The organism is Polyangium sp. 15x6 (genome assembly GCF_029960785.1).
GTDB lineage: Bacteria > Myxococcota_A > Polyangia > Polyangiales > Polyangiaceae > Polyangium.
The window spans coordinates 39,254-51,592 of the sequence record NZ_JASBQE010000005.1 but is presented as its reverse complement, the minus strand read 5'-3'; the positions used below and the strand labels follow the sequence as shown (position 1 = coordinate 51,592).

The following is a 12,339-nucleotide window of genomic DNA, read 5'->3' as shown; positions in this document are numbered from 1 at the left end:
TTCCGCGAGCCGCGCCGTTCCGGCTGGAACCCGTAAAATGGGGACGAACCGTCAATGGTTTGTCATCAGCTAATAATGAAATGACGCCCCGGACGGGGCGCCCCGCTCCCCTGCCCTGCCGCGCACGGACCGGGTCGCCCCGGGCAGCCGCCCCGGAGGCGGCTCGCATGCGTCCCACCTGCCCCGCGCGACAGCCATCCCCTCGGCCCTCGGCTTCTGCTAGAGCCTGCCCGTGACCGACCTCGTCGTCTTTCCATCCGAACGCCCTCTGACGGGCAGCGTCCCGGTCCCCGGCGACAAGAGCATCGCCCACCGGGCCATCCTCCTGGCCGGTCTCGCCGAAGGACAGAGCCGCATCGAAGGTGGCGCGCTCGGCGCAGACAACATGTCCACGCTCGGCGCGCTCCGCGCGATGGGCATCACCACCGAGGAGCAGAACGAGACGCTGCTCGTCGGCGGCAAGGGCCTCTACGGCCTGCGCGCGCCGAGCGAGCCCATCGACTGCGGCAACTCGGGCACGACGATGCGCCTGCTCTCCGGCGTGCTCGTCGCGCAGCGCTTCGCCACCGTGCTCATCGGCGACGAGTCGCTCTCGCGCCGGCCGATGGAGCGCATCGCGAGGCCGCTGCGCCTGCGCGGCGGACGCATCGAGGGCAAGCTCGATCCGAAGCGCGTCGGAGAGATCACGGCGCCGCTCCACATCGGTCCGCTGCCCGAGCCCAATGTGCTCGGGCCCCTCGAGTACGAGATGCCCGTCGCGAGCGCGCAGGTGAAGAGCGCGATCCTGCTCTCGGGCCTCTACGCCGACGGATCGACGTACGTGCGCGAGCCGCTCGTGTCGCGCGATCACACCGAGCGGCTCTTGCTCGCGCTCGGCGTGCCGCTGCGCACGGTCGGCGCGATCATCGAGCTCGACGGCCCCGCGTTCTCGGGCAAGCTCCCGGCGTTCTCGATCACGGTGCCGGGGGATCCTTCGTCCGCGTCGTTCCTCGTCACGGCCGCGCAGCTCGTCCCGGGCAGCCGCGTGACCGTGCGTCGCGTGGGCCTGAACCCGACGCGCACCGGGCTCTTCGAGGTGCTACGCGACATGGGCGGTTCGCTCGTGCTCGAGCCGAAGGGCGAGGAGATGGGCGAGCCGATCGGCGACCTGCACGCCAGCGCGGCGGATCTGCATAAGGGTCGGCTCGGCGGCGAGCTCGTGGCGCGCACGATCGACGAGGTGCCGATCCTTTGCGCGCTCGCGGCGCGCGCGAGCGGCACGACGCTCATCGAGGACGCGGCCGAGCTCCGCGTGAAGGAGAGCGATCGCATCGCCATGATGGCGCGCGTGCTGCGGGCGTTCGGCGTGACGTGCGAGGAGCGGCCGGACGGGCTCGCCATCGAGGGGCAGCCGGAAGGCAAGCTCAAGGCGGCCGACATCGAGAGCGGCGGCGATCACCGCATCGCCATGGCATCGTGCGTGCTCGGGCTCCTCGCGGACGGGCCCACGCGCGTGCGCGACGCCGACAACATCGCGACGAGCTTCCCGCGGTTCGTCGGCACGATGCGCGCGCTCGGGGCACGGATCGAGGTGGAGTCGGGCGGAGGAACTCCATGAGCAGCGGACGGCGGAGGGCAGTACGGGTCGCGATCGACGGGCCGGCGGGCGCGGGCAAGAGCACGGTCGCGCGCAGGCTCGCGGAGCGGCTCGGCTACCTGCTCCTCGACACGGGCGCGCTCTACCGCACGGTCGCGCTCGCGGCCGTGCGCGCCCCCATCCGCTGGGACGATCCCGAGGCGCTCGGCGCGCTCGCCGCGGATCTCGTGGCCCGCAAGCGCATGGTCATCGAGCGCGCCGAGGGCGCGACGGGCGGCGGCAGCGGGATGCGTGTCCTGCTCGACGGCGAGGACGTCTCGACCGCGATCCGCTCGCCGGACGTGAGCCTCGGCGCGAGCCGCGTATCGGCCGTGCCCGCGGTGCGCGCCGCGTTGCTCGACATGCAGCGCGGACAAGGCGCCGAGGGCGGCGTGGTGCTCGAAGGTCGCGACATCGGCACGGTCGTCTTCCCGGACGCCGAGGTGAAGTTTTTCCTGACCGCATCGCCCGAGGTCCGCGCGCGCAGGCGCTACGAGGAGCTCGTCGCGCAGGGCAAGGAAGCGACCTACGAGACGACGTTCGCGGACGTCGAGCGCCGCGACAAGGCCGACACGGAGCGACCCGTGGCGCCGCTCCGGCAGGCCGACGACGCGATCGTCGTCGACTCGAGCCACCGGGACGTCGCCGAGCTCGTCGAGGAGATGGCGCTTGTCGTCGAACAGCGCGAGCGCGCCGGCTGAGGTGTTCCGCCGCGCGTTCGTGCTCGGCCTCGGCGCGCTCGTGTTCGCCGCGGCGTGCGGCGGCGAGGTGCCGGCCCCGAAGACCCCGTCCCGGGGCAAACGCGACATCCTCGATCCTGCCGAGCTCTTCCCGGACGATCTCGATCTCGTGCTGCGCGTCGATCTCGGCCGCATGCGCGCGCAGCTCGGCCCCCTGGCGGACGCGCTCTCCGCGCGCGTCGAGGAGGAGAGCGGCGGCGAGGAGGCGCTCGTCTCGCAGGCGATCACGCGCGCCAAGGTCGTGTGGATCGGCCTTCGCGCCGCGGACGCCGAGGTCGGCGATCGCGTGCTCGTGGTCGAGGGCGACGTGGAGGACGTGCGCCCCGATCCCAGGCTGTTCCGTCTCGTCGATCCACCGATCGCGGACGATGTCCGGACCTGGGAGCGAAACGGGCCCCTCGGCCGCGCCACGACCGCGCGCATCCACGCCTTCGCCGACCGCATGATCGTGTTCGTCACGCCGATCGAGGTGGACAGCGTCGAGCGTGTGCTCCTCAAGGGCCCGGACAACCGCCGGCGTGATCCCGCCGCCGAGGGCCTCGTCAGCGCGGATCTCCGCGCGCGGCGCTTGCCGCCCTCGCTCGAGCGGCGCTTCCCCTCGATCGCGTCGATCATCGGCGGCCTCGAGAGAGCGCGCGCGAGCGCGGTCATGGTCGGCGACGCGCTCCGCGTCGACGCGGAGATCACGGCCGGCACGGGGCAAGCTGCGGGCAAAGCCGAGAACTTGCTCCGCGCGCTGCGCGAGGGTGGACAGGGCAGCCGGTACGCGGTGCTCTTCGAGGACATCCGGATCGAGCGTGTCGATCGCGCCGTGCGTGTGCGCTGGGATCTCTCCTCGGAGGTCCTGCGCGCGCTGCTCGAAGGCAAGCTCGCGGCGCCGGAGAGGATGCAAGGCGAGCGCTGAACGCTTACGCTCGGGGGCGATGGCCGACACGCTCGTGGATCCGATCGAGCCCGTCCCGCCCACGCAGCGCGATCCCGACGCGCTCGGAGCGGCGCCCGCACCTGCGCCGGAAGCGCCCGCGGTCGCTCCACCCGAACCGCCGCCCGAAGCGCCGCCCGAAGCGCCGCCCGAGCCTCGCGTCGAAGCGCCGCGCCCGAAGCCGCGCCCGTCGCGCATCGTGCTCGTGGCCGTGGCCGCGGTCTTCGTGGTCGCGGCGATCGCGGCGCTCGCGTTCTGGAACTTCGTCCTGCGGTATCGCCCCACGGCGCGCGAGCACGTGCCTGCGGGGACGAACGTCGCGATCCGGATCGAAGCGGCGGACCTCGTGCTCTTCGGCCCCGTGCGCGAGCACCTCGTGAAGCTCGCGCTCGATGAAGGCAGCGCGCCCGAGGCCTCGGCGCCGTCGCGCCCCTCGCGCGCCGCGCGCATCCACGATCACACGGGCGTGCGTTTGCCCGCGGACCTGCGCGAGGTCGTCGTCGCGTCGATGGACGGCAAGAGCTGGGTCGCGCTGCTCGGCGGTCGCATCGAGCGCGGGAGGTTCGTCAAAGGACTCGCGGAGGTCGCGCGCGAGGAGGGCTGGGCCGGGTTCCGGCGTGAAGGCGAGCTCTTCGTGGGACCTTCGATCGTGATCGGACAGGCGGACGACGGGACGATCCTCGTCGGCACGGATCGATCGATCGTGGAGGCCGCGCTCCCCGCGACGGAGGAAGGGCAGAAGCTCGGTTTGCCCGAGAAGGGCGCGGTCACGTTCGCGATCGCGCGGCAGGCGTTCGAGGCGATCTCCGGGGCGGGCGCGATCACGCCGCGCGCGTCCGTTCTCGGCACGGTCGAGCGGGCCACGGGCACGCTGGCGCTCGGTGGTTCGCCGGAGCTCGTCGTTCGTCTCGAACCGACGAAGGCCGCGGACGCGCCGAAGCTCGAAGAAGGCACGCGCGCGCTGCTCTCCGATCTCGGACTCGCGCTCTTGCTCGTGCCGGACGTCGCGGGAGAGAAGGAGGCGCTCCGCGCGACCACCGTGAAGCGCGAGGGAGATGTCGTCGTGCTCCGCGCGGCCTGGCCGTACGACGGACTGGATCGGGCGGCGGAGAAGCTCGCGGGCAAGCTCCGAGGGGCGGAAATCCCCGACAAAAAGCCTTGATTTCGGTCGCTCCGGGCGAACGTCGTGCTCCCGGGTCCGGTCGGACAAAACGGACGTGCGCGGGGCACTGCATTGACAAGGCGCTGGCCTCGGACTAGAGGGACCGCTCTCCCGGATCCGGCTCGACGCCCGACGTGTGCCCGAGGCCGGCTCAATTCGAGCCGCACGCTCGCGCGGTGCATCGCCTCCGATGCTCCGGGAAATCCTAGGGAAGGACGGTTTCAAAAGACCAGATGGCTAGTAACGCGAACGTGGAGATGACGGGATCCGACATGGGATCCAGCATGGAGAGCTTCGCCGCGCTCTTCGAGCAGCGGGTCGAGTCCGATTTCGCGCGCGAGGGCGAGATCATCGCAGGGACGGTCGTTCAGGTCGGCCGTGACTCGGTGGTGGTCGACATCGGTGGCAAGAGCGAGGGCGTAATCCCCCTCCGAGAGTTCGCGGATGCCACGGGTCAGGTCGGCGTCAAGCCCGGCGACAAGGTGGACGTCTACATCGAGAGCCGCGAGAACGACGACGGCCTCGTCACCTTGTCGAAAGAAAAAGCCGACAAGATGAAGGTCTGGGATGAGATCTCGAACGCCTGCGAGGCGGACGAGCTCATCGAGGGCACCATCAGCCAGCGCGTGAAGGGCGGCCTCTCGGTCACCATCCGCGGCGGCGTGAAGGCGTTCCTCCCGGGGTCGCAGGTCGACCTCCGCCCGATCCGCAACTTGGACAAACTGATCGGCCAGACCTACAAGTTCAAGGTCATCAAGTTCAACAAGAAGCGGGGCAACATCGTCCTCTCCCGCCGCGTCCTGCTCGAGCGCGAGCGCGACGAGATGAAGCAGAAGACGCTCGAGACCCTCACCGAGGGCATGACCGTCAAGGGCACGATCAAGAACATCACCGAGTACGGTGCGTTCGTGGACCTCGGCGGCATCGACGGCCTGCTCCACATCACGGACATGAGCTGGGGCCGCGTGAACCACCCGAACGAGGTGTTCAACGTCGGCGACGAGGTCACCGTCAAGGTCCTCAAGTACAACCCCGAGACCGAGCGCGTCTCCCTGGGCCTCAAGCAGACCCAGGAGGATCCGTGGAACCACGCCGAGGAAGCCTACCCGGCCGGCAAGAAGGTCCGCGGCAAGGTCATGTCGATCACGGACTACGGCGCCTTCGTGGAGCTCGAGCCGGGCGTCGAGGGCCTGATCCACGTGAGCGAGATGAGCTGGACCAAGAAGGTCAAGCATCCGTCGAAGCTCCTCGAGGTCGGCCAGGAGATCGAGTGCCAGGTGCTCGAGGTCGACGCGCGCGCCAAGCGCATCAGCCTCGGTCTCAAGCAGCTCGAGCCCGATCCGTGGATGCTCTTCACGGACAAGTACCACCCCGGCGACAAGATCGCGGGCAAGGTCCGTTCGCTCACCGATTACGGCGTGTTCGTCGGGATCGAGGAGGGCGTCGACGGCATGGTCCACAAGAGCGACCTCTCGTGGACGGTGCGTGTCAACAACCCGAGCGACCTGCACCACAAGGGCGACGACGTCGAGGCGATCATCCTCTCGATCAACCACGACGAGAAGAAGGTCTCGCTCGGCATCAAGCAGCTCTGGGACGACCCGTGGCCGACGATGCTCAGCGAGTTCGCGCCCGGCCGCGTGATCGACGAGTCCCAGGTGATCAGCATCGTCGAGTACGGCATCTTCGTGCGCCTGCGCGAGGGCGTCGAGGCGCTCGTCTCGACGGGCGACATCCTCGAGCCCGAGGGCACGAAGATCAAGGTCGGCGACCTCGTGAAGGTCGAGATCTCGAGCGTCGACACGATCGAGCGCCGCCTCTTCGCGACGATGAAGAACATCGGCGTGGAGAAGCCGCAGCCCGCCGAGCGCCCGAAGCGCGCGAAGGGAGCGGGCGGCGGTGGCAGCACGGCGGCCGACGAGGAGAAGAACGTGCCGGGGACGATCGGCGATCTCATCAAAGAGAAGCTCGGCGGCAAACTCGACCTCAAGAACAAGGCGAAGGATCAGGAGTAATCCTGCCCCTTCTCCGGTGACCGTACGCGGCGCCTTCCCCCTCGCGAGAGGGAGAGGCGCCGCGGGCGTTTTGTCCCTACGATCGGCGCATGTCTCGACGCCTCGTCGCGCCCATCGTCCTCGCCGCACTCGTCACCGCGCTCCCGGCGCGCGCGGATCCGCCGAGCGACCCCGATCCTTTTTTCGGCCGCGACAAGGCGCTGCACTTCGGCTTCTCGGCCGCGCTCGCGGGCGGCGCGTACGGCGCCTCTGCCCTGTATGGACTCGACGGGCGAGCGAACCGTGTCGCCGTCGGCATGGCCGTCGCGCTCGGTGCTGGGTACACCAAGGAAATCCTCGACGCCGCGGGGTTCGGCACGCCGTCGTGGAAGGACTTCGCCTGGGATCTCCTGGGGACCGCGGTGGGGCTCGGCGTCTCGGTCGCCATCGATTACGCCCTTTCGCCTTCCCCGACCGAGAAATCCGGTAGGCCGGCGCCCGCGCGTTGATCGCCACCAGCCGGTGCCGGTGCTAGCGTGCCGCGATCGATGGGCAATCCGCTCTGGGCGCCGTGGCGCATGGAGTACATCCTTTCGAAAAAGGGTGGTTCCTGCGTGTTTTGCGGCATTGAGGCTGCTCCGCCGGAGGAGCTCCGCGCGCGGCTCGTGGTGTGTGACACGCCGCGCGCGTTTGTCGTGCTCAACCGCTATCCGTTCGCCGCGGCGCACCTCTTGATCGTGCCGCACGCGCACGTCGACGCGCTCGAGAAGCTGTCGCACGAGGATCATCACGCGCTCTTCGATCTCGTGCGCGAGGCGACGGTGCGGCTGCGCGCGGCGGTGAAGCCCGAGGGGCTCAACGTCGGATTGAACCTCGGCGCGGCTGCGGGCGCTGGCATCGCCGAGCACCTGCACGCGCACATCGTCCCGCGCTGGAGCGGAGACACGAACTTCATGCCGGTGCTCGCCGACGTACGCGTCGTGCCCCAGGCCCTCGAAAAGACGCGCGACTACCTCGTGCCCTTCTTCGCGGATCTGCCGGGCGTGCGTTTGCCCGCGGCGAGCGAGGGAGCCGGAAACCCGTGAGCGAAGCGTCGCCGCCCGTCACCCCCCTGCCCCCGGAGCGCAAGACCGCGCGCCGCATCTTCCTCGCGACGAGCGCGGTGCTCGTCGTCTCACTCTGCATCGTCGCGCACGAGGTGATGCTGCCGTTCGTGCTGGCGCTCGTCGTCGCGTACGTGCTCACGCCCGCGGTGCTGCGCGTCGAGCGCATGCGCGTGCCGCGTTGGGCCGCGATCCTGCTCGTCTATGCGATGACGCTCGGAGCGATCGGCGGGTTCATCGGGATGATCGTCCCGCGCCTCGTCACCGAGGGGCAGGCGCTCGCGAGCGAGTGGCCGAACCTCACGCGCAAGGTGCGGAACGAGTGGTTGCCTGCGATCGACTCGCGGCTCGTACGCTGGTCGGGGCAACGCCCCGCGGAGGAGGCCACGCCGGCTCCCACGCCGAACCCGAGCTCGGAGATCGGCGCGGGCGAGCCGAGCAAGGCCGACGCGCGGGCAGACGAGCGGCCGCCGCTGCGGATCGTGAAGCGCGACGACGGCTCGTACGACGTCTTCGTGAGCGAGGATCTGCGCCTGCACGAGGTGCAGCACGGCACGTGGGAGGTCGTGAACCAGGAGCCGAAGCGGCTGTCGAGCGCGGGCCTCTTGCGTGAAGGGTTCGACAAGGGGCTGCTCTACCTGCGGCAGAACGCGACCGTCGTGCTGCAGATCGGCCAGCGGATCGCGGGCGCGATCTCGCGCGGGATCTTCAACCTCTTCATGACGTTGATGCTCGCGGGTTACATCATCCTGACCCACGAGAAGATCCTCGCCTTCTTCCGCGATCTCTGGGACCCGACCTCGCACCACGCGTTCGAGCGCTTCATGCGAAGGCTCGATCGAGGCCTGTCCGGCGTCGTGCGCGGGCAGCTCCTCATCTGCCTCGTGAACGGCGTGCTCTCGGCGATCGGCTTCTGGCTCTTCCACCTGAAGTACTGGCCGATCCTCTCGATCCTCGCGGCCGTGATGTCGCTCATCCCGATCTTCGGCTCGATCCTGAGCTCGGTGCCGGCCGTGCTCATCGGCCTGACGCAGTCGCCCATGACGGCGGTCGGCGTGCTCGCGTGGATCGTCGGCATCCACCAGCTCGAGGCGAACTTCCTGAACCCGAAGATCATCGGCGACGCGGCGAAGATCCACCCCGTCCTCGTCGTCTTCTCGCTGCTCGTGGGCGAGCACTTCTTCCAGATCACGGGCGCGCTCTTCGCGGTGCCGTGCATGTCCATCGCCCAGACCATCTTCCTGCACTTCCGCGAGTCCACGATGGGCCTCCCCGATCCCATGTCGACGCACCCCCCCGCCGCGAAGGTGCGTCCGGACGTGAAGGCGACGCCGCCCGAGCCCGAAGCAGGCGCCGCGGGCTGACGAAGTCGGGAGGGCCCGCGCTACTGTTTCCCGTGGCACGTGGTATGAAGCGCTCGCCTTGAAGACGTCCGACAAGCCGAAGAGCAACACGCAGGAGAAACCGAAGACCGCGGACAAGCCGAAGGCCGCGGCAAAGCCGGCGAGCGCGAAGGACGCGCGCGAGGCGCTCATCGCGTCCGCGCGCGACAAGCAAGCCGCGCAGCCCGATCCGCTCCAGATGCTCGAGCCGAAGAAGCTCGCGGTCCGGATCGGCATCCCGCTCGCGATCGTCTGGATCATCGCGCTCTTCATCTCGGGCTGGGTCTCGAAGGTCGTGGCGCTCGTCGTGACGATCGCGGTCGCGGGGCTCGTCGTCTGGGTGGTCCGGTACGCGAAGCGCTCGCGCGCCGTGGCGAACCTCGTGCGCGGCGCGGACACGCCCGAGGCGCGCAAGGAGGCGATCGAGAAGCTCGAGAGCGAGTTCGGCAAGGACGACCCCGCGGCTGTGTTCGCGCGCGCGCAGCTCGAGTTGCAGGAGGATCCCAAGAAGGCGCTCGCCACGCTGGAGAGCATCAAGCTCGACAAGGTGATGCCGCCCGTCGCGGACGAGGCGCGGGCGCAGCGCGCGATGATCCACCTCGTGCTCGGCGAGACCGAGGCGGCCAAGGGCCTCGTCGACAAGATCGATCTCGGCCGGCACAAGGACGCGAAGAGCCGGGCGACGATCGCGGCGATCGTGGGCGAGGCGTGGGCGCGCGGCGGTCAGGCGAAGAAGGCCGTGGAGCTGCTCGACACGCTCGATCCGAACGACGCGACGTTCGCCGACATCAAGCCGCAGCTCCTGCGCTCGCGGGCGTTCGCCTACGCGTGGACGAACGACACGAAGCGGATGAAGCAGATCCTGCGGCAGCTCTCGGCGATCAACCCGCAGTACCTCGCGTCGTTCATCACGAAGAAGAAGATCCCCGGCGGCGTGTCGCCGAAGGGCGTGCACCCTCTCCTCGAAAAAGAGGCCTTCGAGATGATCTCGAAGAGCGGCATGATCCCGCGCAAGATGGAGTATCGCCGGTCGTAGCTACGGCTTCAGGTAACGCTGGACCGTGCTGAGAAGCGTCTCGATGCCGACGGGCTTGCGCAGGTAGCCGTTCGCCTGGATCTTCGCGGCCTGCTGCCGCAGGTTCCCGTCGGCCGAGATCACGATGACGGGGATGTCGGCGATCCTCGGATCGCTGCGCTGCTCGGCCCGAAAGCCCCAGCCATCCAGGATGGGCATCATCAGGTCGAGCAGGATGAGCTGTGGGCGCGCTCCCTCGCGAAGCAGGTCGAGAGCCTGCTTGCCATTGCTCGCGCCGCGCACCTCGTACCCCTCTTCCTCGAGGATTTGCGCAATGGTCTCACGGATATCGGGATCGTCCTCGACGATGAGGACGCCGCGGCTCCCCTGCTCGATCGTGCCCATGGTCCCCGCCGGCAAAGGCGTGCCACTCTACTGACCTGCCCACGGCATCGCCAGCCCCCGCCCCGCCGCGCTGGACGAATCTTCGTGCGAAGGCAAACGAGCACATCCACCTGCGACGAAATTCTCTTCCATGGCCCAGGCATGCTCCTTTTGTCGTATTGCGATCGGTGAGCTTCCTGCCCACGTCGTGCTCGACGAACCCGAGGTCCTCGCGTTCCTCGATCGCAGCCCCCTGTTCCCTGGCCACTGCCTCGTCGTGCCGCGCGCACACGTGCCGACGCTGCTCGACCTACCCGAGCCCTCGATCGCGCCGCTCTTCGGCGCCGCGCAGCGCATCGCCCGCGCGATCGAGCCGGCGCTCTCGGCGGAGGGTTCTTTCGTCGCGATGAACAACAAGATCAGCCAGAGCGTGCCGCACCTGCACGTGCACGTGGTGCCGCGGCGCAAAAAGGATGGATTGCGAGGGTTCTTCTGGCCTCGCGCGAAATACGAGAGCGAGGACGAGATGGCGCGTGTCGCGGAGGCGCTACGTACGGCGCTGCGATCTCCCGCATAATGCGCGCCCATGAGCGACACACCGCCCTCGTCTCGCCCGCGCTCGCCCGTGCGTGAGGTGGCGAGGCTCTGGTTCGGCCTCGAAGCGCCTGTTGGCAGACGCGCTTATCTGTTCACGGGCGTCACGTTGATGGCGCTGAAGTACGGCATCGACGCGCTGCTCGTGTACCTCGCGTCGGGCGTGCTCTTTTCGCCGCTCGCCTACCTGAACCCGGTCTTCACGTTCCGTACGAAGAGTATCCCGGACGCACCTGAGTGGCTCTTCGTGGCGATGGGCGTCGCGACGCTGCCGTTCCTGTGGATCGGCGTGTCGATGAGCATCCGCCGCGCGGCGAACGCGGGCCTGTCGCCCTGGGGAGGGCTGACGTTCCTCGTGCCGGGACTGAACTACCTCGCGATGATTGCCCTCGCGGCGATCCCCGAGCGCGGGGACACGTGGAAGCCGGACCCGACGTCGCCGTATCGCACGGGCGGGTCGCAGGAGAAGATCCAGCCGAAGATCGAGAGCACGCTGCGGAGCGCGCTGCTCGGCGTCGCGGTCGCGGTCGCGGTGGGGCTCGGGATGGCGGGGCTCAGCGCGTGCACGCTGGAGCTCTACGGTTGGTCGCTCTTCTTCGTGACGCCGTTCGTGATGGGCGCGGTGAGCGCGTTCCTCCTGAACCGCGACACGCCGCAGCCGCTCCGCCGTGCAGTCGCGGTCGCGTGTTTGTCCGTGGCCCTCACGGGCGGGGCGATGCTCCTGTTCGCGCTGGAGGGGCTCGTGTGCCTCCTGATGGCCGCGCCGATCGCGGGCGTGGTGGCGGTGATCGGCGCGATCCTGGGCCGCGCGATCGCGCTGCAGGCGAAGACGCCGCGATCCCACGCAGCGGCGGCGGTGCTGATGCTGCCGGGGATCGTGAGCGCGGAGGCGGCGGTCGCGAAGCCGGAGCTGCGCGAGGTGAAGACGGTGATCGAGGTGGACGCGCCGCCGGATCGCGTCTGGGAGAACGTGATCGGCTTCGGCGAGCTTGCGCCGCCGTCGGAATGGTTCTTCCACACGGGGATCGCCTACCCGGTGCGCGCGCGTCTCGAAGGCGAGGGCGTGGGCGCCGTGCGGTACTGCGAGTTCTCGACGGGGCCGTTCGTCGAGCCGATCACGGTCTGGGACAAGCCGCATCGGCTCGCGTTCGACGTGTCGAAGCAGCCGCACGCGATGAAGGAGTGGAGCCCGTTCCAGTACGTGCACGCGCCGCACCTCGACGGTAGTTTGAGGTCAAAACATGGTCAGTTCCTGCTGACGGAGCTGCCTGGCGGGCGGACGCGGCTCGAAGGGACGACGTGGTACGAGCTCGAGATGTCGCCGAACGTGTACTGGGCGTTCTGGTCGGACAGCGCGATCCACGCGATCCACACGCGCGTGCTCGAGCACGTGAAGAAGCTCAGCGAGAAAAAGTGACGCCGCGGGGG

At 69.2% G+C, this 12,339-nt stretch carries 12 protein-coding genes; 11 read left to right on the top strand and 1 reads right to left on the bottom strand.

Features of this window, described 5'->3' with window-relative positions; genetic code table 11:
- Positions 1-232: 232 nt before the first annotated feature.
- The 9 genes from aroA to QHF83_RS05705 all read left to right on the top strand — a co-directional run bounded on the left by aroA (position 233) and on the right by QHF83_RS05705 (position 9,954).
- Positions 233-1,597, top strand: a complete 1,365-nt coding sequence (gene aroA / locus QHF83_RS05745) for a 3-phosphoshikimate 1-carboxyvinyltransferase (RefSeq protein ID WP_282416754.1) — start codon at positions 233-235, stop codon at positions 1,595-1,597.
- Positions 1,594-2,316: a (d)CMP kinase gene (cmk, locus tag QHF83_RS05740; RefSeq protein ID WP_282416753.1), complete on the top strand. Its 723-nt coding sequence runs from the start codon at positions 1,594-1,596 to the stop codon at positions 2,314-2,316. Before aroA ends, cmk begins: the two co-directional genes overlap by 4 nt.
- Positions 2,285-3,259, top strand: a complete 975-nt coding sequence (locus QHF83_RS05735; protein ID WP_282416752.1) for a hypothetical protein — start codon at positions 2,285-2,287, stop codon at positions 3,257-3,259. Before cmk ends, QHF83_RS05735 begins: the two co-directional genes overlap by 32 nt.
- A gap of 19 nt (positions 3,260-3,278) precedes the next feature.
- Positions 3,279-4,439 (top strand): hypothetical protein, encoded by a 1,161-nt coding sequence (locus QHF83_RS05730; RefSeq protein ID WP_282416751.1) that lies wholly within the window; start codon positions 3,279-3,281, stop codon positions 4,437-4,439.
- A 233-nt stretch (positions 4,440-4,672) separates the two neighbouring features.
- On the top strand, positions 4,673-6,454 hold the full coding sequence (locus QHF83_RS05725; protein WP_272420004.1) for a 30S ribosomal protein S1: 1,782 nt from the start codon (positions 4,673-4,675) through the stop codon (positions 6,452-6,454).
- A gap of 89 nt (positions 6,455-6,543) precedes the next feature.
- Complete coding sequence (locus tag QHF83_RS05720; protein WP_282416750.1) at positions 6,544-6,942, top strand: hypothetical protein; 399 nt, start codon at positions 6,544-6,546, stop codon at positions 6,940-6,942.
- Positions 6,943-6,981: 39 nt separating this feature from the next.
- Complete coding sequence (locus QHF83_RS05715; protein WP_282416749.1) at positions 6,982-7,518, top strand: HIT domain-containing protein; 537 nt, start codon at positions 6,982-6,984, stop codon at positions 7,516-7,518.
- On the top strand, positions 7,515-8,900 hold the full coding sequence (locus tag QHF83_RS05710; RefSeq protein ID WP_282416748.1) for an AI-2E family transporter: 1,386 nt from the start codon (positions 7,515-7,517) through the stop codon (positions 8,898-8,900). Before QHF83_RS05715 ends, QHF83_RS05710 begins: the two co-directional genes overlap by 4 nt.
- Positions 8,901-8,958: 58 nt before the next feature.
- Complete coding sequence (locus QHF83_RS05705; protein ID WP_282416747.1) at positions 8,959-9,954, top strand: hypothetical protein; 996 nt, start codon at positions 8,959-8,961, stop codon at positions 9,952-9,954.
- Here the strand turns inward: QHF83_RS05705 and QHF83_RS05700 are convergent, their stop codons facing one another.
- Positions 9,955-10,338 (bottom strand): response regulator, encoded by a 384-nt coding sequence (locus QHF83_RS05700; protein ID WP_282416746.1) that lies wholly within the window; start codon positions 10,336-10,338, stop codon positions 9,955-9,957. It abuts the gene before it with no gap.
- A 130-nt stretch (positions 10,339-10,468) separates the two neighbouring features.
- On the opposite strand from QHF83_RS05700, the gene QHF83_RS05695 reads away from it, so the two are divergent.
- Together QHF83_RS05695 and QHF83_RS05690 are read left to right on the top strand one after the other, a co-directional pair.
- Positions 10,469-10,894 carry an HIT family protein gene (locus QHF83_RS05695; protein WP_282416745.1) on the top strand — a complete coding sequence of 142 codons (426 nt, stop codon included), beginning with the start codon at positions 10,469-10,471 and terminating at the stop codon, positions 10,892-10,894.
- 9 nt (positions 10,895-10,903) lie between these two features.
- Positions 10,904-12,328 (top strand): hypothetical protein, encoded by a 1,425-nt coding sequence (locus QHF83_RS05690; RefSeq protein ID WP_282416744.1) that lies wholly within the window; start codon positions 10,904-10,906, stop codon positions 12,326-12,328.
- The last annotated feature ends 11 nt before the right edge of the window (positions 12,329-12,339 follow it).

Bases quoted from the DNA above. Each gene is read 5' to 3' on its own strand.
- QHF83_RS05700 (WP_282416746.1), bottom strand. From the start codon at position 10,338: ATGGGCACGATCGAGCAGGGGAGCCGCGGCGTCCTCATCGTCGAGGAC.
- QHF83_RS05690 (WP_282416744.1), top strand. From the start codon at position 10,904: ATGAGCGACACACCGCCCTCGTCTCGCCCGCGCTCGCCCGTGCGTGAG.
- QHF83_RS05695 (WP_282416745.1), top strand. From the start codon at position 10,469: ATGGCCCAGGCATGCTCCTTTTGTCGTATTGCGATCGGTGAGCTTCCT.
- QHF83_RS05730 (WP_282416751.1), top strand. From the start codon at position 3,279: ATGGCCGACACGCTCGTGGATCCGATCGAGCCCGTCCCGCCCACGCAG.
- QHF83_RS05715 (WP_282416749.1), top strand. From the start codon at position 6,982: ATGGGCAATCCGCTCTGGGCGCCGTGGCGCATGGAGTACATCCTTTCG.
- cmk (WP_282416753.1), top strand. From the start codon at position 1,594: ATGAGCAGCGGACGGCGGAGGGCAGTACGGGTCGCGATCGACGGGCCG.
- QHF83_RS05720 (WP_282416750.1), top strand. From the start codon at position 6,544: ATGTCTCGACGCCTCGTCGCGCCCATCGTCCTCGCCGCACTCGTCACC.
- QHF83_RS05725 (WP_272420004.1), top strand. From the start codon at position 4,673: ATGGCTAGTAACGCGAACGTGGAGATGACGGGATCCGACATGGGATCC.